Origin of the sequence: Pseudooceanicola marinus (assembly GCF_002786295.1) — a bacterium.
GTDB lineage: Bacteria > Pseudomonadota > Alphaproteobacteria > Rhodobacterales > Rhodobacteraceae > Pseudooceanicola > Pseudooceanicola marinus.
Window position 1 is genome coordinate 133,638 of sequence record NZ_PGTC01000017.1, and the last position, 20,109, is coordinate 153,746.

At 67.2% G+C, this 20,109-nt stretch carries 18 protein-coding genes; 13 read left to right on the forward strand and 5 right to left on the reverse strand.

Annotation, left to right across the window (positions count from 1 at the left end):
• Positions 1-93: 93 nt before the first annotated feature.
• The gene (locus tag CVM50_RS12630) at positions 94-984 is read right to left on the reverse strand and encodes a YicC/YloC family endoribonuclease (RefSeq protein ID WP_085886778.1); all 891 of its coding nucleotides are present in this window, start codon (positions 982-984) and stop codon (positions 94-96) included.
• Positions 985-1,291: 307 nt separating this feature from the next.
• Here CVM50_RS12630 and CVM50_RS12635 point away from each other — a divergent pair, with 307 nt between their 5' ends.
• The gene (locus CVM50_RS12635; protein WP_306372303.1) at positions 1,292-2,056 is read left to right on the forward strand and encodes a PAS domain-containing protein; all 765 of its coding nucleotides are present in this window, start codon (positions 1,292-1,294) and stop codon (positions 2,054-2,056) included.
• A gap of 125 nt (positions 2,057-2,181) precedes the next feature.
• Here CVM50_RS12635 and CVM50_RS12640 read toward each other — a convergent pair whose 3' ends face one another.
• Complete coding sequence (locus CVM50_RS12640; protein ID WP_085886779.1) at positions 2,182-3,549, reverse strand: class II 3-deoxy-7-phosphoheptulonate synthase; 1,368 nt, start codon at positions 3,547-3,549, stop codon at positions 2,182-2,184.
• Positions 3,550-3,733: 184 nt separating this feature from the next.
• Between CVM50_RS12640 and CVM50_RS12645 the strand changes: the two genes are divergently transcribed.
• A complete protein-coding gene (locus CVM50_RS12645; protein ID WP_085886780.1) occupies positions 3,734-4,741 on the forward strand; it encodes a GlxA family transcriptional regulator in 1,008 nt (335 codons plus the stop codon).
• 26 nt (positions 4,742-4,767) lie between these two features.
• On the opposite strand, the gene CVM50_RS12650 is transcribed toward CVM50_RS12645, so the two are convergent.
• Positions 4,768-6,390, reverse strand: coding sequence for a XylR N-terminal domain-containing protein (locus CVM50_RS12650; RefSeq protein WP_085886781.1), 1,623 nt, complete (start codon positions 6,388-6,390; stop codon positions 4,768-4,770).
• Positions 6,391-6,632: 242 nt separating this feature from the next.
• Here CVM50_RS12650 and CVM50_RS12655 point away from each other — a divergent pair, with 242 nt between their 5' ends.
• The 8 genes from CVM50_RS12655 (at position 6,633) to CVM50_RS12690 (ending at position 13,752) form a co-directional block, all read left to right on the forward strand.
• Positions 6,633-7,148: a 2,4'-dihydroxyacetophenone dioxygenase family protein gene (locus CVM50_RS12655; RefSeq protein ID WP_085886782.1), complete on the forward strand. Its 516-nt coding sequence runs from the start codon at positions 6,633-6,635 to the stop codon at positions 7,146-7,148.
• Positions 7,149-7,178: 30 nt separating this feature from the next.
• Positions 7,179-8,015: an SDR family NAD(P)-dependent oxidoreductase gene (locus CVM50_RS12660; RefSeq protein WP_085886783.1), complete on the forward strand. Its 837-nt coding sequence runs from the start codon at positions 7,179-7,181 to the stop codon at positions 8,013-8,015.
• Positions 8,016-8,108: 93 nt separating this feature from the next.
• Entirely contained in the window at positions 8,109-9,407 is a 1,299-nt protein-coding gene (locus CVM50_RS12665; RefSeq protein WP_085886784.1) for an ABC transporter substrate-binding protein, read from the forward strand.
• 8 nt (positions 9,408-9,415) lie between these two features.
• Positions 9,416-10,144, forward strand: coding sequence for an ABC transporter ATP-binding protein (locus CVM50_RS12670; protein ID WP_085886785.1), 729 nt, complete (start codon positions 9,416-9,418; stop codon positions 10,142-10,144).
• Complete coding sequence (locus tag CVM50_RS12675; protein ID WP_085886786.1) at positions 10,141-10,875, forward strand: ABC transporter ATP-binding protein; 735 nt, start codon at positions 10,141-10,143, stop codon at positions 10,873-10,875. The genes CVM50_RS12670 and CVM50_RS12675 overlap by 4 nt, the downstream gene beginning before the upstream one ends.
• Positions 10,862-11,722 (forward strand): branched-chain amino acid ABC transporter permease, encoded by an 861-nt coding sequence (locus CVM50_RS12680; RefSeq protein WP_085886787.1) that lies wholly within the window; start codon positions 10,862-10,864, stop codon positions 11,720-11,722. Before CVM50_RS12675 ends, CVM50_RS12680 begins: the two co-directional genes overlap by 14 nt.
• 9 nt (positions 11,723-11,731) lie before the next feature.
• Positions 11,732-12,739 (forward strand): branched-chain amino acid ABC transporter permease, encoded by a 1,008-nt coding sequence (locus CVM50_RS12685; RefSeq protein WP_085886788.1) that lies wholly within the window; start codon positions 11,732-11,734, stop codon positions 12,737-12,739.
• Positions 12,736-13,752 (forward strand): zinc-dependent alcohol dehydrogenase, encoded by a 1,017-nt coding sequence (locus CVM50_RS12690; RefSeq protein WP_085886789.1) that lies wholly within the window; start codon positions 12,736-12,738, stop codon positions 13,750-13,752. The genes CVM50_RS12685 and CVM50_RS12690 overlap by 4 nt, the downstream gene beginning before the upstream one ends.
• Before the next feature lie 10 nt (positions 13,753-13,762).
• On the opposite strand, the gene CVM50_RS12695 is transcribed toward CVM50_RS12690, so the two are convergent.
• Positions 13,763-14,230 carry a GNAT family N-acetyltransferase gene (locus CVM50_RS12695; RefSeq protein ID WP_085886790.1) on the reverse strand — a complete coding sequence of 156 codons (468 nt, stop codon included), beginning with the start codon at positions 14,228-14,230 and terminating at the stop codon, positions 13,763-13,765.
• 390 nt (positions 14,231-14,620) lie between these two features.
• On the opposite strand from CVM50_RS12695, the gene CVM50_RS12700 reads away from it, so the two are divergent.
• Positions 14,621-16,579 carry a TonB-dependent receptor plug domain-containing protein gene (locus CVM50_RS12700; protein ID WP_085886791.1) on the forward strand — a complete coding sequence of 653 codons (1,959 nt, stop codon included), beginning with the start codon at positions 14,621-14,623 and terminating at the stop codon, positions 16,577-16,579.
• A gap of 71 nt (positions 16,580-16,650) precedes the next feature.
• On the opposite strand, the gene CVM50_RS12705 is transcribed toward CVM50_RS12700, so the two are convergent.
• A complete protein-coding gene (locus CVM50_RS12705) occupies positions 16,651-17,130 on the reverse strand; it encodes a MarR family winged helix-turn-helix transcriptional regulator (protein ID WP_232618237.1) in 480 nt (159 codons plus the stop codon).
• A 71-nt stretch (positions 17,131-17,201) separates the two neighbouring features.
• Here CVM50_RS12705 and CVM50_RS12710 point away from each other — a divergent pair, with 71 nt between their 5' ends.
• Together CVM50_RS12710 and CVM50_RS12715 are read left to right on the forward strand one after the other, a co-directional pair.
• A complete protein-coding gene (locus CVM50_RS12710; protein ID WP_085886792.1) occupies positions 17,202-18,101 on the forward strand; it encodes a siderophore ABC transporter substrate-binding protein in 900 nt (299 codons plus the stop codon).
• An 88-nt stretch (positions 18,102-18,189) separates the two neighbouring features.
• On the forward strand, positions 18,190-19,893 hold the full coding sequence (locus CVM50_RS12715) for an ABC transporter ATP-binding protein (protein ID WP_085886793.1): 1,704 nt from the start codon (positions 18,190-18,192) through the stop codon (positions 19,891-19,893).
• The last annotated feature ends 216 nt before the right edge of the window (positions 19,894-20,109 follow it).

The window sequence follows — 20,109 nt, forward strand, 5'->3', positions numbered from 1 at the left end:
CAGGTCGCAGGTCGGGTCGTTCAAGCGTTAAGCAGGTTTCGCCGCGCCGGGCAACCCGCGCGGCCCCGTCAAGGGCGGCCAGCCCCCTGCCCTTTATTCGATGTTCTGTACCTGCTCGCGCATCTGGTCGATCAGCGTCTTCAGTTCCAGGCCAATGGCCGTCAGATCCTTGTCCTGCGCCTTGGAACACAGGGTGTTGGCCTCGCGGTTGAACTCCTGGGCCAGGAAATCCAGCTTGCGGCCGACCGCACCGGGCTCATCCAGCAGGGCGCGGGCCGCGTCGACATGGGCGCGCAGACGGTCCAACTCCTCGGTGACGTCGGATTTTATGGCAATCAGCGCCAGTTCCTGCGCGATCCGGTCCGCATCCTGCCCCGGCGCGCCCTCCAGCACCCGGGCCATCGCGCTCCGCAGCGCCTCGGCCTGACGTGGGCTGCGCGCTGCGGCTGCGGCTTCGGCGCGGCTGACCAGCCCCGCGATCGCGTCCAACTGCCCGTTCAGGACCTCGGATACCGCGGCGCCTTCGCTGCCGCGCATCGCCAGGAAGTCCGCCAACAGCGGCTCGAAATCCACCAGCAGGGCCTCGCGCAGCACGTCGCCAGCCTCCTCGGGCTGCGCCGCCTCCAGGACACCGCGCATCGCCAGCACATCGGCCGCGCTCGGCACGGCGAGGGTGATCCCGCGTGCCTCCGCCGCCGTCTCGACCTCGGCCAGCGCCACCAGCATCGCGTCGAGCTGGCCAGGGTTCACCTGCATGGCGCCGCCCGCCTCTTCGCGCGTCAGCCGCAGGTTCAGCGTCACCGATCCGCGCGCCAGCGCGGCGCCGAGGCGCGCCCGCAGCGCCGCCTCCAGCCCCGGGACCCAGTCCGGCAGGCGCAACCGCAAGTCCAGCCCCTTGGCATTGACCGAGCGCAACTCCCAGCTCCAGCCATGGCCAAGTCTCTGGCCCCGCCGGGCCGCAAATCCTGTCATCGAATATATCATCGCCCCGCCCCTTCGGTGTCGTCTGTCCCTGCCGTGCCCCGGCCAACCGACCCTGGGCGCACGCTGCGCTCGGCAGCGGTTAACCATTGCCTCAGAAAAAAGGGAAAATTGCAATCAACTGTGGCATATTAATGGATACGTAACCTCTGTGAAGATTGCTTTAACGAAGCCAGTTCAGCCCCGGGTCCGCCCGGGACCATCGCCCCGCGCAGGGGGCCTTCGGGGCTTCCTGCGCCGCGCGGTGCACCGGCTTTCGCGCTCCAACTCTGAAGGCGGAGGCTGCGATGACACAAGCTGGAGTTTTGAAATGCCACAGGATGGGGACGGCAGCACCGTCATCACCATGGCGGGCTACGTAGATGCGGCCCGCTTCAACGCCGTGCAGGAGGTCGAGGCCTACTGGGAGGCTATTCGCGCCGGCCGCCTAGTGCCGCGCCGGTCCGACATTGACCCGCGCGGCATCGAACGGGCCCTGGAATACGCCTTTATCCTGGAACGGGTGGCGCCGGGTATTGCGCGGATGCGCATCGCCGGGTCGCACCTGTCCGATCTGATGGGCATGGAGGTGCGCGGGATGCCGCTTTCCGCCTTCATGACGCCCCAGGGGCGCAACGAGCTGGGCGAGATCCTGGAAGAGGTCTTCGACAGCCCGGCGAGGGCGGTGGTCGACCTGCACGCGGAACGCGGCATCGGCAAGCCCGAGATCGCCGCACGGCTGGTTCTGTTGCCGATGAAAAGCGACCTCGGGGACATTTCCCGCGTGCTGGGCTGCCTGGCCACCAACGGCGAGATCGGGCGCGCCCCGCGCCGCTTCGACATCACCGCCAGCCAGGTGACGCCCCTTCTGGGCGACTTCATGCGCTCGCCCGAGGGCGACCCGCGCAAAGAGCGGACGCCCGAGACGACCGGGACGCGATCCGAACCCATGGCGAAGTACCCCGGCCTGCAGGAGCCTTCCGCGCGCTACATCCCGGCCCCGGCCAGCACGTCGGGACAGGGCGACCGGCCGCCACAGGCGCCGAAGATGAAACCCGGTCCACGCCCCTACCTGCGTGTCGTCCAGAACGACTGACCGCGCCTTAGGCGACGGATCCTGCGCCAGCTTCCGGTGAACGCGGCGCCCCATGAGAAAAGCCGCCGAGGGATCCCCCGGCGGCTTTCGTGTTTTCGGTTGCGCAACAGCGCGGCAGAATCGCCTCAGCCGTTGGCCGCCATGCGGGTTTCGCGCAGGCTGACCAGCTCTTCGGCCACCATGAAGGCCAGTTCCAGCGCTTGGGTCGCGTTCAGGCGCGGATCGCAGGCGGTGTGGTAGCGGTCGCTCAGGTTCTCTTCCGACACGGCGTAGACGCCACCGGTGCATTCGGTCACGTCGTTGCCCGTCATCTCGAAATGCACGCCGGCAGGGATGGTGCCGTGATCGCGATGGACCGCGAAGAACTCCTGCACCTCGGCCAGAACGGTGTGCACCTGGCGGGTCTTGTAGCCGGTGTTCGACTTGATCGTGTTGCCGTGCATCGGGTCGCAGACCCAGACCACGTTGGCGCCTTCGGCCTTCACCGTTTCGATCAGGCGCGGCAGATGTTCCGCCACCTTGCCGGCCCCGAAGCGCGCGATCAGGGTCAGGCGTCCCATCTCGTTGTTCGGGTTCAGCTTGCGCATCAGCTCCTTCAGGTCCTCGGAGGTGGTCGAGGGGCCGCACTTCAGGCCGATCGGGTTCAGCACGCCGCGGCAGAATTCCACGTGGGCGCCATCCACCTGGCGGGTGCGGTCGCCGATCCAGATCATGTGACCGGAGCCTGCCAGCCATTTGCCGGACGTCGAGTCCATCCGGCACAGCGCCTCTTCATATTCCAGCAGCAGCGCCTCGTGGCTGGTGTAGAATTCCACCTGCCGCAGGGTGTGCGCACTTTCGGGGGTAACCCCGGCCGCCTTGATGAAGTCGAGCGTGTCGCCGATCCGGTTCGCCATGTCGCGGAATTTCTCCGCCTTGTCGGAGGCGGTGAAGCCCAGGGTCCACTGGTGGACCGAGTTCACGTCGGCATAGCCCCCGGTGGAGAAGGCGCGCAGCAGGTTCAACGTCGCGGCGGCCTGGGTGTAGGCCTGCAGCATCTTCTGCGGGTTCGGCACGCGGGCCTCGGCCGTGAAGGGCAGATCGTTGATGATGTCACCGCGGTAGCTGGGCAGTTCGACGCCGTCGATCGTCTCGGTCGCGGCCGAGCGGGGCTTGGCGAACTGACCGGCCATCCGGCCAACCTTCACCACCGGCACCTTGGCGCCGTAGGTCAGCACCATGGCCATCTGCAGCATCACCTTGAAGGTGTCGCGAATGCTGTCGGCGCTGAACTGGTCGAAGCTCTCGGCGCAGTCGCCGCCCTGCAACAGGAAGGCCTCGCCGCGTCCGGCGGCGCCCAGCTCTTCGCGCAGGCGACGCGCCTCGCCCGCAAAGACGAGGGGCGGATACTTCGAAAGCTGGCCTTCGACGGCATGCAGCGCTTCCTGATCCTGATAGTCAGGCATCTGCACCCGCGGCTTGTTGCGCCAATCGGACTTCTGCCAGGTCCCCATCTTATCCTCCGGGTTTACAGCTTCTTGAGGGGTCAAGCCTATAGCGGCTTGGACCTCAAAGAGCCACAATTCTTTTGCGACGCTTGACGTCGCGCCCCGGCTCTGCGCTTCATTATCCCCACTTCCGTGCGGCCCCTCACCGCCCGGATCGCCAAAGACCACGTCAGCCAAGTCAGGTTCGCCCATGCCGGAGCCCCGCCCCCCGCTCTCTTCGGCCCCCACAGCCGCCCCGCGCCAACGTCGCTTCATCTTCGTCCTGCTGGACCAGTTCACCCTGTTGTCCTTCTCTTCGGCCCTGGAATGCCTGCGGATCGCCAACCGCATGTCGGGCCAGCCTCTTTATGCCTGGACCCTGCAAAGCGAGGAAGGCGAGCCCGTGACCTGTTCGGGCGGCGTCTCCTTCAACGTCGACGGCCCCCTGGGCGAGGTTGGCCGCGAGGATTTCGTGATGATCTGTGGCGGCATCGGGGTGAAGGAGAAGACCACCAAGAAGCTGATGAACTGGCTGCGCCGCGAATCCCGCAAGGGCGCGGCCATTGGCGGGCTCTGCACCGCGGCGCATGTGCTGGCCAAGGCCGGGCTGCTGGACGGCAAGCGCGCCACGACGCACTGGGAAAACCACGACGGCTTCGCCGAGGAGTTCCACGAGGTGACGCTGACCAAGTCGGTCTTCGTCATCGACGGCAATCGGATGACGACCGCCGGCGGCACCTCGTCGATTGACCTGATGCTGAAACTGATCGCGGACCAGCAGGGCGAGGATCTGGCCAATGCCGTGGCCGACCAGCTGATCTATTCCTCGATCCGCACAGACCAGGACACGCAGCGGCTCTCTGTGCCCACGCGGATCGGTGTGCGCCATCCGAAGCTTAGCCAGGTGATCCAGATGATGGAGGCCAATATCGAGGAGCCGATCAGCCCCGCGATCCTGGCCAAGGAGGTGGGCATGTCGACCCGCCAGCTGGAACGCCTGTTCCGGCGCTACCTGAACCGCTCGCCCAAGCGCTATTACATGGAACTGCGCCTGTCCAAGGCGCGCAACCTGTTGATGCAGACGGATATGTCGGTGATCAACGTGGCGCTGTCCTGCGGCTTCGCCTCGCCGTCGCATTTCTCGAAATGCTACCGGACGCAGTACCAGACGACCCCTTACCGCGAACGCGGCACACAGGGCACGCGGCTGTCGACCTGACCCCGGTCGGTCCGCGACCGCGCGCCTCAGTCCACGGTCCCCTTCCGGTTCAGACGATAGTCCAGCTTGGCCCGCGTGAGGCCAAGCAGCCGGGCGGCGGAGGAGGTATTGCCTCCGGCCTCCTCCAGCGCGTGCCGCTCCAAGGCCGAGACAACCTGATCCAGCGTCAGACCGTCCTGCAAGAGCGGGCGCAGCACATCCCAGAGCGGCGCGACCCGGGCGGCGTTCTGGTCACCTGCCGTCGCCGCCTGTCCCGCGCCGCTCGGCGCCACGTCATCCGTGGCCGCGCGCAGGTTCGCCGCCGTGATCCGGCCCTGCGTCTGCGCCAGCAAGGCGGCGCGCAAGACCGTGCTCTCCAGCTGCGGCAGGTTGCCGGGCCATTGCCGCGCCTTCAGGGCCGCGCGGGCCTCCTCCTCGATGACCGGGGCGGCAGCCGACCGGCGCTGCGCCCGCCGCGCCAGGAAGGCTTCGGCAAGGGGCACGACATCCTCGGGCCGGTCGGCCAGCGAACGCATGGCCACATGGGCGACCGACAGGGCAAACAGCAACTCCGCCCGCAGCGCCCCCTGCCCCTGCAAACGTGACAGCGGTAGGGTGGACAGGCCGACCAGAAGGACCTTCTCCGGGCGCGCCCGGGCCGATTTCAGCAGGGCCAGAAGATCGACCTGAACCGCCTCCGGCAGCGCCTCCAGCGCGTCGATGACCAGGACCTGCCCCCCCGCCGTGCCCTTGGTCAGCGCCTGGGCGATCGCCTCCAGCACCCGGGGCAGCGTTGACGACGCACCATGGACCCGGTGCACCTCCGCCGTGCGAAACCGCTTTGCCGTCAGCCAGTTGGCCACCGCGAACCGGCCCGACCCGTCCGGCCCGGTGATCAGTGCATTCAGGCCTTGTTCCGCAATCCGCTCCAACGTCGGGCGCAGCGGGGCGACGATCAGGTCCTCGGCGCGCGCGGCGGGCCCGGGGGCATCGTCGGCCTCAATCCGCGGCTGGCTTTCGGCACGGGTGACAAGAACCTCCTCAAGGAACATCCGCACGAAGGGATCGTCGCGCCCCCAGTCGTCGACCGTCTTGCCCACCACCCGGCAGGACTTGTCGCCCATGGCCGCACAGCTGACCTCCTTGTAGAGGATCAGCTTGCGGAAGAAGACACTGGCATAGCCAGCTGCATAGCCCGTCTGGGCCCAGCACACGGGCTTCGTCGCCCGCCCGTGGCGACGCGAATATTCGCTCGCCTCCACCGAGTCATGCCACAGGAAATCCCCGGAAAACCGGTCGTTGCGAAAGTCGAAGTCGTTGTGCATCGTCTCCACCCGCACGGTGCCGGTGACCATGTGCAGTCGCGTCCCGGCAGTGAAGGCATCACCGATGTCCAGGTTCGGCCAGGCCCGGCGGACGAACTCCGCATCCTCCCGCCCGCTGCGGTAGCCCAGGCGCAGCAGCAGCACCATCGCCTCCCGCTCGCCGAAGCGACGGATCAGCTCGTCCTGAAGATCCGCCCCGAAGGTCGCCCGCGACAGCACCATCCGCGCGCCGTTCAGCTCGATGCTGCCGCGCGTCGGGCTGAAGGTCATCCTGTCCAGCATGTCCGCCAGGGTCGGCCGTCCGCCCCGGTCCAGAAGGCTGAGTTCATCGCGTGAGATTCTCATGGCCGTAGTTAATCATATGATGCAGCCATTTCAGCAATTGATTGAGCCGCGATGCAGAGAAAGTGACGCCCTGACCGCACAGACACAGGACTTCTCAAGGAGAATTTCCCCGTTACGTAGCGGAAAAGAAGGCCCCGACCGGGCACGCTGCCACGCAGCATGAAAAAAAGATTTTGACGGGATACAGCTATTGGCGGCCTCCTTGGTGTCGCCCCTGAAACCGGGGGCAAAGGGAGGATCACATGACCAAGCAAGACCTGATTACCAAGCTGCCCGATGAGCCCCACGAAGCGATGATCAACCGCTTCGGCAAGGAGGGTGCCTTCATCCCCGGCGATGACAAGAACAACCCCTGGGTGCCCTTCGGCGAGGCGGCGGCGATCAAGCATCTGGCCTTCGACATCCGCCAGAACTCAGTCGCGAACATCCTTTGGGTGAAGGGCGGCGGGCGCATCGGCACGCATAAGCACCGGGGCGTCGTCTCCGCCGTGACGCTGGAAGGGTCCTGGGGCTACTACGAATACGACTGGGTCGCGCGCCCCGGCGATTTTGTCTACGAGCTGCCGGGCACGGCCCACACGCTGTATTCCGACGACCCGAACGGCATGAAGGCGCTGTTCTGGATCAACGGGGCGATCGAGTTCTTCGACGACGACGCCAACTACGACTTCACCGCTGACGTGTTCTGGTTCATCGACCACTACGTCAGCTACTGCGAAGCCAACAACATCCCGATCAACAACGACATGTTCATGTGAGCCGGACCGGGGCACATGAGGGAGGAGAGCATGTCGCTAGACAGGATGTTCGACGTGACGGGCAAATCCGTCATCGTCACCGGCGCTGCCTATGGCCTGGGCCGCGCCTATGCGGAGATCATGGCCAGCCGGGGGGCCGATGTCACCCTGCTGGACATCAACGGCGATCAGCTGGACCGCACTGTCGACGAGATCCGCGATAGTGGCATCGCGGGCCAGGTTGCGGGCGCCGCCGTCGATGTGACCGACCGCACCGCGCTGGCCGAGGCCTTCGACGCGGTGGCGGCGCGCCAGGGCGGCATCGACGTGGTCTTTGCCAACGCCGGCGTCGATGCGGGCCCCGGCTTCCTGACCCCCGAGGGGCGGAGGAATCCGGATGGGCAGATCGACGCGCTGGATGACGCGCATTGGGACAAGGTGATCGGGGTGAACCTCACCTCGATTTACAACACCATGAAGCTGGCAGCGCGTCACATGAAGGCGCAGGGGCGCGGCGGGTCGATCATCGCCACCTCGTCCATCGCGGCCTTCTACGTCGATGGCATCGTCGGCACCCCCTACATGCCCGCCAAGGCCGGGGTCAGCCACCTGGTCAAGCAGCTGGCGATGGAGCTGGGCCGCTACCAGATCCGGGTCAACGCGATCTGCCCCGGCCCCTTCATCACCAATATCGCCGGCGGCCGCATGGCCAATGTCGAGGACCGACAGGCCTTCATCCGCTGGTCCTGCCTGGGCCGCGTGGCCGAGACCGACGAGATCAAGCCGCTGGCGCTTTACCTGGCCTCGCAGGCCTCGGGCTATGTCACCGGATCGCAGATGGTGATCGACGGCGGCCTGATCCTGCGCCCCGCCCAGGAAATCGACTGACAACCGCCCTGGCGGCACGCCGCCGCCAGTCGCGACCCGTCACGCCCCGGGCAGGAGGAGGCCCGCCGTGACGTCATCAGGGAGGAGAAGACCATGACACTGACCATCAATCCAAAGGACCATCTCGACCGCCGGAGCCTGCTGAAGGGGCTGGGCGCGGTCACCGCGGCCACCATCGCCCTGCCCCATGCGGCCCGGGCCCAGGGGGCCAAGACCATCAAGATCGGCGTCATCAGCCCGATGACCGGCCCGCTGTCGCTGTTCGGGGAAACCGACGAATACACCACCTCGAAGATCATGGAGTTGGTCGCCGACGGCATCGAGGTGAATGGCGAGACCTACAATATCGAGATCCTGCTGCGCGACGCCCAGTCGAACCCGAACCGGGCGGCCGAACTGGCGGGCGACCTGATCCTGAACGACGAAGTGGCGCTGATGCTGCCCGCCTCGGCCACCGACATCAACAACCCGACCGCCGACCAGTGCGAGCTTTACGGCGTGCCCTGCATCTCGTCGAACTCTCCCTGGCAGGCCTTTGTCATGCCGCGCGGCGGCGCCGAGACCCCCTTCAACTGGACCTACCATTTCTTCTGGGGGCTGGAGGACGTGCTGGGCACCTTCACCGGCATGTGGAAGTCGATCGAGACCAACGGCAAGGTCGGCATGCTGTTTCCGCGCAACGCCGATGGCGAGACCTGGGGCAACGAAGAGTACGGCCTGCCCCCGGCGGTGCGCGAGGCCGGGTTCGAGGCCTTCGCGCCCTCGATGTTCGAGCCCCGCACCAACGATTTCTCCGCACAGATCTCCACCTTCAAGCAGAACGACTGCGAGATCGTCGGCGGCATCACCTACGTGGCCGACCTGAAGACCTTCATCACCCAGTGCAAGCAGCAGAACTACACCCCCAAGGTGGTGACCGTCGCCGCGGCGCTGCTGTTCCCCTCGGGGATCGAAGCCATGGGCGATCTGGGCGAGCGCATGTCGTCGGAAGTCTGGTGGACTCCCGCCTTCCCCTACGCCTCGTCCCTGACCGGCCAGACCAGCCAGGAGATCGCGGATGCCTGGGAAGAGGACACCGGCAAGCAGTGGACCCAACCGCTGGGCTATGCCCATGCCCTTTGGGAAGTGATCCTGGATACGCTGAAACGCTCCTCCGATCCGCTGGACCGCGAGGCAAACCGCGACGCGCTGGCGGCCACCAACCTGGACACGCTGGTCGGGCCGATCAGCTTTGGCGACGGGCCGCATCCCAACGTCTGCAAGACGCCGATCTTCGGCGGCCAGTGGGTCGAGGGCGAAAAGTGGCCCTTCGATCTGAAGATCGTCGACAACTCGCTCTATCCGGACGTGCTTGAGCCGGATGCGCAGATGAAACCGCTCGATTGGTCATGAGGGACAGCATGACCGATCAGGTGCTTCTGTCGGCCCGCGGCCTGACCAAGCGTTTCGGCGCCGTCACCGTGGTGGACGACGTGACCTTCGATGTGGCGCGCGGAGAGGTCCTGGGGATCCTGGGGCCGAACGGTGCCGGCAAGACCACGCTGTTCAACCTGATCAGCGGCGATCATGCTGCCAACGGTGGGGAGTTGTCGCTTGACGGCTCCCACCTTCAGGCCGAACCGCCGTTCAGGCGGTGCCAACGGGGCATCGGGCGCACCTACCAGGTGCCTCAGCCCTTCGGCGAGATGACGGCCTTTGAAAACCTGATGGTCCCGGCGATGCTCAGCGCGAAGATGAAGGAGGCCGAGGCCTCTGACTACTGCGCCGAGATCCTGGCTGACTGCGGTCTGCTGCCGCGGGCGAACACCCTGGCGGGCGGGCTGACCCTGCTGGACCGCAAGCGTCTGGAACTGGCCCGGGCGCTAGCCGGGCGGCCCAAGCTGCTGTTGCTGGACGAGATCGCCGGCGGGCTGACCGACGCCGAGGGCGCCGAGCTGGTTGCGCTGATCCGCCGGGTCCGCGACCGCGGTGTGACCATCATCTGGATTGAACACGTTCTGCACGCCCTCATGGCGGTGGCCGACCGCGTTCTGGTGCTGAACTTCGGTGTGAAAATCGCCGAGGGCAGCCCAGACACCGTCATGCAGGACCCCGAAGTGCAGCGCGTCTACATGGGGATAGAGGCATGACCGGAACACCCATTCTGTCGACCCACGCCCTGAACGGGGGCTATGGCGATTTCCAGGCTCTCTTCGGGATCGACATGGAGCTTCACGAGGGAGAAGTCATCTCCCTGATCGGTGCCAATGGCGCGGGCAAGTCGACCTTCCTGAAATCCGTCTTCGGCCTGCTGCCCGTGGCGCCCGAAATGGTGCGCTATGACGGTGAGGCCGTCGGCGGCACCCCGGCGCACCGGATGGTGCGGCGCGGCATCGCCATGGTGCCCGAGGGGCGGCGCCTGTTCGTCGGCATGACCGTCGAGGAAAACATGCGCGTGGCCATCGACAACGCCCGCCTTCCCGAGGACGAGGGGCAATGGACCCGCGAGCGGCTGTTCGAGCTGTTCCCGATCCTGCGCGAGAAACGCCGACAGCCCATCGAGGACCTGTCGGGCGGGCAACAGCAGATGGTCGCGATCTCCCGCGCGCTGCTGTGCCAGCCCCGCGTTCTGCTCTGTGATGAGATCAGCCTCGGCCTGGCGCCGAAAGTCATCCGCGAGATCTACGCGATCCTGCCCGAGATCACCGCCGCCGGCACCTCCATCGTGCTGGTGGAGCAGGACGTGAGCCTAGCCCGCGAGGCGTCGAACCGGCTCTATTGCATGCTCGAAGGGCGGATCACCCTGACCGGCGCCTCAAATGACATTTCCCGCGACGATATCGCCGCGGCCTATTTCGGAGCGTCAGATGCAGTGGCTTGATGCAATTATACAGGGCGTCCTGCTGGGCGGCATGTACGCGCAATACGCGCTTGGCATGGCGCTGATGTTCGGCGTGATGCGGATCGTGAACATCGCCCATGGCGACGTGATGATCCTGCTGTCGCTGATCGCCGTGTCGCTGGCCGGCGTGCTGCCCGTGGGCAATATCGGACTGATCGTTGTGATCGTGCCGATCGCCGTCGCCATCGGCTGGGCCCTTCAGACCTTCATCCTGAACCGCGTGGTGGGCGCCGACCCCCTGCCCTCGCTGATCGCCACCTTCGGGCTGTCCATCGCCCTGCAGAACCTGATGCTGGAGGTCTGGTCGGCCGACACGCGCAGCCTGCCGAACTCCGGCATCGCCAGCGAGTCCTTCCAGATCGGGCCGATCTACGTCGGGCTGCTGCCGGTGATCGTGCTGATCTGCGCCTTCGTGCTGACCGGCGGGCTGGACGCGGTGATGCGCTACACCCGCTTCGGGCGGGGCCTGCGCGCCGCCGCCGCCGATACCGAGGCCGCGGCGATGACCGGCGTCGATCCGAAACGCATCTATGCCACGGCCACCGCCATCGCGGTTGGCATCCTCGGGCTCGCCGCCGTCTTCGCCGCCCTGCGGGCGACCGTGTCGCCTTCCGACGGGTCAGCCCAGCTGATCTACGCCTTCGAGGCGGTAATCATCGGCGGCATGGGATCCATCTGGGGTGCCTTCCTCGGCTCCATGGTGCTGGGCGTGGCCCAGGCCATCGGGCTGCGGGTCGATCCCGGGCTGGGGATCCTCTTCGGCCACCTCGTCTTCCTTCTGGTCCTGGCGACGCGACCCGAAGGCATCATGGCACGCAAGAAATAGAGGCTGGACATGGAAACGATCAAACACATGCGCGTGGCCCGCGCCACGACCTCCAGCCGGATCGCGATGACCTTGGGGATCGTGGTGCTCGTCGCCCTTGTCGCCATGCCCTGGTGGGCCACCTCCGGCAATATCCGCTGGGCGATCGAGCTGTGCTGCTACATCGCCATCGCCCAGATGTGGAACCTGCTGGCGGGCTATGCCGGGCTGGTCTCGGTCGGGCAACAGGCCTTCATCGGGGTGGCGGGCTACATGCTCTTCGTGCTGGCGCAGAACTTCGGCGTGAACCCCTTCGTCGCCGTCTTCTTGTCGCTGATCGCGCCTGCCGTGCTGGCGGTGCCGACCTACCTGCTGCTGCGCCGCCTCGACGGGCCCTATTTCGCCATCGGCACCTGGGTCGTGGCCGAGGCGGTGCGCCTAGCGACCTCGAACATCGACTACGTGAACGCGGGCGCCGGGATGACCCTGCGGGTGATGACCCAGTACAGCCAGCATGAACGCGAGGTGGCCTTCGTCATTCTCTGCGCGGTGCTGCTGCTGGCCACCATCGGCGGCAGCTACTGGCTCCTGCGCTCGCGCCACGGGCTGGCGCTGACCGCGATGCGCGACAACCCGGTCGCGGCGGCCAGCCAGGGGGTCAACGTGGGCCGGCTGCGGTTCTGCATCTTCGTGGCGGCGGCCGTGGGGACCGGTCTGGCAGGGGCGATCTACTACATGGCGCAGCTGCGGATCACCCCCGGCGCGGGCTTTGACCCCTTCTGGGCCTCGATGGCGATCTTCATCGTCATGGTGGGCGGCATCGGCTCCATCGAAGGGGCGATCCTGGGCGCGCTGATCTACTTTTTCGCCGACCGGCTCTTCGGCGAGTTCGGCTCCGCTTACCTGATCGTCCTGGGCCTCTTGACGCTCGTCATCGCCCTTTACGCCCGCGGCGGGGTCTGGGGCCTGATGCAGAAACTGGGTGACCATCCCTGGTTCCCCGTGCGCCGCAAGCTGATCGTGGAGGAGAGAGCATGAAAGCCGCCGTTTTCGACCGCCTGGGCCAGCCCCTGCGCGTGGCCGATGTGGACACGCCCGAGGCCGGCCCGGGCCAGGTTCTGCTGAAGGTCTGCCGCTGCGGTATCTGCGGATCCGACCTGCACATGACCGAGGATGCCACCTTCGGCCTGCAGGGCGGAGAGGTCATCGGGCATGAGTTCTCGGGCGAGGTGATCGACGTGGGCCGCGGCGTGCAGCACCTCAAACCCGGCGATCACGTCTCAGCGGCGCCCCTGCGCGGCTGCGGCAGCTGCCCGGCCTGCCTGCGGGGCGAGCCCGCCTGGTGCAGCCGGTTCGAGCTGATCGGCGGCGGCTACGCCGAATACGCCGCGCTGGACGAAATCCAGTGCCGCAAACTGCCCTGGGGGATCACCGCCACCGACGGCGCCCTGGCCGAGCCGCTGGCGGTGGCGTTGCATGGCATCCTGCGGGCGGGGCTGCGCCCCGGCGCCCGGGTGCTGATCGTGGGCGCCGGCGCCATCGGGCTGGCCGTCGCCTTCTGGGCCCGGCGCATGGGCGCGGCCCATGTGGAGGTCGCGGACCTGCACGACCACCAGCGCGACCGCGCCATGGACCTCGGCGCCACCGGCTTTGTCCTGTCGGGCGAGGACATGGGCGCCCGCGTGGCCGACGCCTGCGGCGGTGCGCCGCCCGAGATCGTCTTCGAATGCGTCGGCAAGCCGGGGCTGATCGACCACTGCATCGACCTCGTCGCTCCGCGCGGCAAGGTCGTGGTGCTGGGCCTGTGCACCGCGCCCGATCACCTCGACAGCTTCCGCGCCATCTCGAAGGAGGTGGACATCGTTATGTCCGTCTTCTTCACCATGCCGGAGTTTGAAACCGCCATCCGGGCGCTGGACGGCGGGACCTATGCGCCGCAGCACCTCATCTCCTCGCAGGTGTCCCTGCAAGACATGCCCGGGGCCTTCGAGGCGCTGCGCAGTCGGACCACGCAGTGCAAGGTCCTGGTCGATCCCGGGGCGCTGGCCTGAGCAGCAAGGATCACGCGGCCTGGCGCGTTTCCAAGTCCAGCAGCATCGTCGCCATACCCTGGCGCCGCGACAGCTCCTCGTAGCCGGCGGACAGATAGGCGTTATGCGCCGGTGCATTGTCGACCTCGACCTTCAGGGTCAGGGTCAGCGCGCCCAGGCCCCGGGCCGCCTGCTCCACCCGCGCTGTCAGCTCCGCCGCGGCGCCGCCGCGTGCCTCTTCGACGAGGTAGACATAGGTCAGGTGCCGTACCTCCGGCCCGACACCGACCCGCAAGGCGAAGAACCCCACGTCGCGCCCCGCCGCATCCTGCAGGTAGAAGGAGACGTCGTCCTGCTCTCCCAGCCATTTCAGGCGCCATTCCCGTTCATCGAAAGGCACCTTGGCATTGGGGTTGAGCAAGGGGATCTCGGCGTCCGGCAGCATCCCTGCCAGGGGCGCCAGGTCGACGTCGTAGTTGCGGCGGAGTGTTAGGGCCATGGGTCCTTCCTTCGGCTGGTCCCGGCGCCCGCGCGCCGGCGTGCATTTTGAACCCGCGCCCGTGCCATAGCCGCCCCCCGCGCGTCAACCGGACGCCTGCGTTCGGCCCGGCAGGTTCTGCTTCAGGCCGCGCGGCGCACAGTCTCCGGGAAGACCGCGCCGCATTCGCGCGCCCCGTTCTGGCGCCCCCGGGATGGCGACGGGGGAAAATGGCCCCCCGAAACGCGCGATGGATTGCCCCCGGAGCCCAGGCGGGCACCACGGCCACAGTTTTGCGCGCGCTCATTACATGCACTTGCATATTAAATCCGACCAATTTAGTCGTCGACCTGCAAGCCACGCCCCGGATGGGCGCAGCCAACCATCCACAGACAGCATCCGGGGACATCCATGACACCTTCCGCGCTTCGCCCGCGCCACCGCGCCTCCTGTAGCGTCATCGCGCTGCTGACCCTCTCGGCCCAGCCCTTGCTGGCCCAGGACACGACCACCGCATTCGCCCTGGATCCGATCGTGATCCAGAGCCAGGACGACCTCGGAGCTGCCGCCGATCGCGCCACCTCGATGTATGTCTCCGAACGGGAGTTGGAGCAGGCGCGGTCCGGAGACCTGAAGGACGTCTTTTCCGGCATCGCCTCGGTCTCGGTCGGGGGCGCCCTGCCGCTGACGCAGAAGATCTTCGTGAACGGCGTCGACATGCTGAACCTCGGCGTGACCATGGACGGCACGCCGCAGAACAACCGCGCCTTTCACCATGTCTCGGCCAATGCCATCGACCCCGGCCTGCTGAAACAGGTGCGTGCCGACGCCACCGTCTCGCCCGCCGATGCGGGCCCGGGCGCGCTGGCCGGCTCCGTCGTCTTCGAAACGGTCGATGCCTCCGACATCCTCGACCCCGGCGATACCTTCGGTGGCAACCTGCGGCTGTCCTTCTCGGACAACGGCGAGACGCTGCAATCGGGGCTGACCCTCGCGGGCCAGGGCGGCGGGTTCGAATGGCTGCTCTACGGCAAGGTCGCGGATGGCTCGGACTACGACTCCGGCGCGGGCGAGCGCATTCACGGGACCCGTGCCGACCTGCAAAGCTACCTGGCCAAGGCCGCCTACCAAGCCGGCGACCACCGGTTCGAGTTTTCGGCACAGCGCCTGGAAGACAGCGCGCTGCGCCAGGAACGGGCAAACTTCGGCGGCCGCGGCGGCGTCACCGATGCGCTGACCCTCTACGACACGACGCGCGAAAGCTACGCCTTCAGCTATGAAACCCCCGAGGCCACCGGCCTGTGGGACCCGCGTGTGCACCTCGGCTATTCGGAAAGCCAGATCGACAAGCCCGACCCCTGGGACAGCAACGGCACCTCCGACACAGCCTCCGCGACCATCGAGAACACCTTCAACCTCAACGCCGAGGAGACGGTGACCGCCGGGATCGACTACCAGCGCAGGTCGGGCCACTACGACAGCGAGGATGCCACCTACCCGGCCAATGACAGCGAGACCTCCCGCAACCTCGGCTTCTTCGCCCAGGCCCGCCTGCAGCCCACGGACCGGCTGAAGGTGTCCTTCGGCGCGCGCTACGACCGCCAGCGGTTCACCGGGGTCAACGGCGTGAAGGAGACCTTCGACGGGGCCTCGGGCAATGCCTCGCTGACCTATCAGCTGACCGAGGAGTTGGCTCTGCGCGGCGGCGTTTCCTCCGTCTTCGGCGGGCTGGTCATCGAGGACAATTACCTCTTCGAGGGGCTGCGCGGCGCCAATGCCTATGACGAGTTGAAGGCCGTGCGGGCCGACAACGCCACCCTGGGCTTCGACTGGACCAGGGGCGACCTGACGCTGTCGGGCGAGGTCTTCGTCACCGAGATGTCCAACGCCCGGTCCGGCACCTCTACCTTCGATTTCGAAAGCCGCGGCTTCAACCTGGGCGCCACCTACGGCTGGGCCAGCGGCTTTGCCCGGGCCACCCTGTCGCACAGCACGGTCGAGGTCGATGGCGAAAGCGCCGGCAGCTACGAGGCGCAGGACTTCGGCGCGCCCCTCGGCACCGTCATGGCCGTCGAGTTCGAGCAGCAGACCGGCGTCGAGGGGCTGACCGTCGGCGGCGGCCTGGACATCGCCCTGGACGAGGATGCCCCGGATGACAGCCTGAACGACTACGAAGGCTACACCGTGGTCAATGCCTGGGCGGAATATGTCCCCGCGCGCCTGCCGACCCTGACGCTGCGCCTCGGGGTGAACAACCTCTTCGATAAGGAATACGCCGACCGCGCGACCTACGGCGCCGAATACGGCTCGATTACCACGCTGAAGGAACCGGGGCGCACCGTGTCCCTCGTGGCGGTCTCGCGCTTCTGATGCGGGCCGGGCCGGCCCATGGCCCCACCCGACGCCGCCGGTCCCCCGGGGTCGACGGCGTCACCGGCGCGTCACGGGTAAAGGCGGATCAGATGACGCGCCAGCGCATAGGCCTCTTCCGTGCTCATCCGCGCGCCCAACTCCTCCGCGATGACCTCGCTGTAGACCTCCCAGATGCGGTCGTGCATGCCCAGCCCCGCATCGGTCAGCACAAGCCGCTTGCTGCGCCCCGGCCCCGGCGAGGCCTCGCTGCGGATCCAGCCCTGGGCCTCGATCCGCGCCGCGTGGCGCGACAGGGCATACTGCCGGGTGAACAGCCTGCGCTCCAGGTCCGCCATCACCATGCCCGCCGGCCCGGCGCGTTCCAGTTCCAGCAGGATCTCGTACCAGATCGGGTCGCCGATCCCTTCGGCGCGCAGCCGGCTGGCGATCCGCGCCCCGACACTGCGCTGCACACGCAGCAGGTTGAACCAGACCCGGTTCGCCCCCATGCGCGGATCGTCATCCCCCGCAAAGGGATCCGGCTCTGCGTCCTGACTGTCAGCTGCCATGGCGGGTCGCCCATTCCTCGTTCCGCACCGTACCTACCCCGACCACGGCCCCAACACCATAGGAGCACCACATGACACGCATCGCCCTGCTTGCCCTTTCCACCTGCCTCGCCCTGGCTACCGCCGCACAGGCCGAGACCGTGACCATCCAGACTTTTCCGGGCTCCGCAGAAGTCGAGACGCAGCCCGAGACGACCTTCGTCTACGACATGGCGGCGCTGGACACCCTGGACGCGCTCGGCGTGCCCGGCCTGACCGCGATCAGCGACACCTACCTGGCCTACCTTTCGGACTACGCCGGAGATATCGGCACCCTCTTCGAGCCCGACTTCGAGGCGATCAACGCAGCCCAGCCGGACCTGGTGATCCTAGGGGGCCGGTCGCAGCCGCACCTGGAGGACGTGCAGCGCATCGTGCCATCCATCGACATGACCATCTGGGGCGACGACATCATCGGCCAGGGTCTGGACCGGCTGGAGGCCTACGGCCGGATCTGGGGCCTGGAGGATGAGGCTGCCGCCCTGCGCCAGAAGGTCGATAATGCCGTCGCCGCCACGACACGGGCCGCCGAAGGCAAGGGCGACGCCCTGATCGTTCTGACCAACGGGCCCAAGGTGTCGGTCTACGGGCGCGGGTCGCGCTTTGGCTGGCTGCATGACCTAAGCGGGCTGGAAGAGGCCGCCGGCGATCTGACCGCCGAAACCCATGGTGAGGCCGTGTCCTTCGAGTACCTGCGCGAGATCGACCCGGACTGGCTTCTGGTCATCGACCGGATGGCGGCGATCGGCGGTGACGGCCCGAGTGCCCGCGCCACGCTGGACAACGCGTTGATGCGAGAAACCAAGGCCTGGCAGGCGGATCAGGTGATCTACCTCGACGCCGGGCCGCTCTACATCGCCGGGGGTGGCGTCCAGTCGACCCTGCAGACCCTGGAGACGCTACGCAGCGCCCTCGCCGCCGGCGAAGACTGAAGGGACGGCCGGCGCCACGTCGTGCGCCGACCTGTCGCCCCTCACCCTGCCCTGCTATAGCCAGATCGACACCATCGCCCGAGGCCAGATGCTCCGCCAATTCTTCGACTACTATCGCCCGTGGAAGCGTCTGTTCTTCCTCGACTTCGGCTGTGCCGTGCTCTCCGGCCTCTTGGAGCTGGCGTTTCCGCTGGCCGTGCAGGCCTTCATCGACCGGCTGCTGCCCTCGGGCAATATCTCCCTCACGGTGCTTGCGGCCCTGGGTCTGATGGCGATCTACCTGCTGAACGCCGGGCTGATGGCGGTGGTGATCTACTGGGGTCACATGCTGGGCATCAACATCGAGACGGAGATGCGGCGCCGGGCCTTCGATCACCAGCAGAAACTGTCGTTTTCCTATTTCGACCGGGTTCGCACGGGCAAGCTGGTGGCGCGGGTGACCCGTGACCTGGAGGAGATCGGCGAGGTCGCCCACCACGGGCCGGAGGATCTGTTCATCGCCGTGATGACCTTCGTCGGGGCCTTCCTGCTGATGCTGACGATCAACCTGGAGCTGGCGCTGATCACCGCCGCCGTCGTGCCCGCCTGCGTGGCCATCGTCGCGGTCTACGGCGGACGCATGACCCGCACCTGGCGCGACATCTATTCCCGCGTCGCGGCCTTCAACGTGCGGCTGGAAGAAAACGTCGGGGGTATGCGCGTCGTCCAGGCCTTCGCCAACGAAGAGCATGAAAGCGCGCTCTTCGCCCGCGACAACGCCGCCTACCGCGACACCAAGCTGTCGGCCTACAAGGTGATGGCCGCCTCCAGCTCTCTCAACTACATGGGCATGCGCCTGATCCAGGTGATCGTCATGGTGGCCGGGGCGATCTTCGTGCTGAACGGCTCGCTCTCCACCGGCGGTTTCGTCGCCTTCCTGCTGCTGGTCGGGGTCTTCTTCCGCCCGCTGGACAAGATCGCGGCGGTGATCGAGGTCTATCCGCGCGGCATCGCCGGGTTCCGCCGTTACCTCGACCTGATGGGCACGCAGCCCGAGGTGGCCAATGCCCCCGACGCGCGGCCCGCCGCGCCTTTCCGGGGCGAGGTGTGCTTCGAGCAGGTCCACTTCGACTACGGCGACGACCGGCCCGTGATCCGCGACATTTCCCTGACGGTGCCGGCCGGCCAGACGGTGGCCTTCGTCGGCCCTTCCGGCGCGGGCAAGACCACCCTTCTGTCCCTGCTGCCGCGGTTCTACGACGCGACCGAGGGGCGGATCCTGATCGACGGCACCGACATCCGCGACGTCACCCTGTCCTCGCTGCGCCGCCAGATCGGGCTGGTCAGCCAGGATGTCTTCCTTTTCGGCGGCACCCTGATGGAAAACATCGCCTATGGCCGCCTGGACGCAAGCGAGGGGGAGATCCGGGAAGCCGCCGAGCGCGCCCAGCTGGGAGCGATGATCGACGCCATGCCCGAAGGACTGCACACGGTCGTCGGGGAACGCGGCGTGATGCTGTCGGGCGGGCAGAAGCAACGGGTGGCGATTGCGCGGGCCTTCCTGAAGAACCCGCCGATCCTGGTGCTGGACGAGGCGACCTCGGCGCTGGATACCGAGACGGAGCGCCAGATCCAGGCCGCCCTGACCGAGCTGGCGCGGCATCGCACGACCCTGGTCATCGCGCACCGCCTCGACACGATCCGCGAGGCCGACCGGATTGTCGTCATGGATCACGGCCGGATCGTCGAGATGGGCACCGATGCCGAACTGCGCGCCCGCGCCGGGCGCTACGCCAGCCTGAACGGCGTCTGAGGCACCGGCGGCGACGGCGCGCTGGCGAGGAGGGTGAGTTCGGTTCCCGGCTGGTCGGCGCTGCAGGCCTCCATCGCCGGCGCGGTCGCGGCGCTGCGCAGACCATCGTCAACGTGTTGATGGCGCGCGACTGTGCGCACCTGCCGGTGGTGCAGACGCCGATCGCGCCGGCCATGACAGTCCGTCTTGCCCGCGCCGATTGCTTTCTGAAGGAGG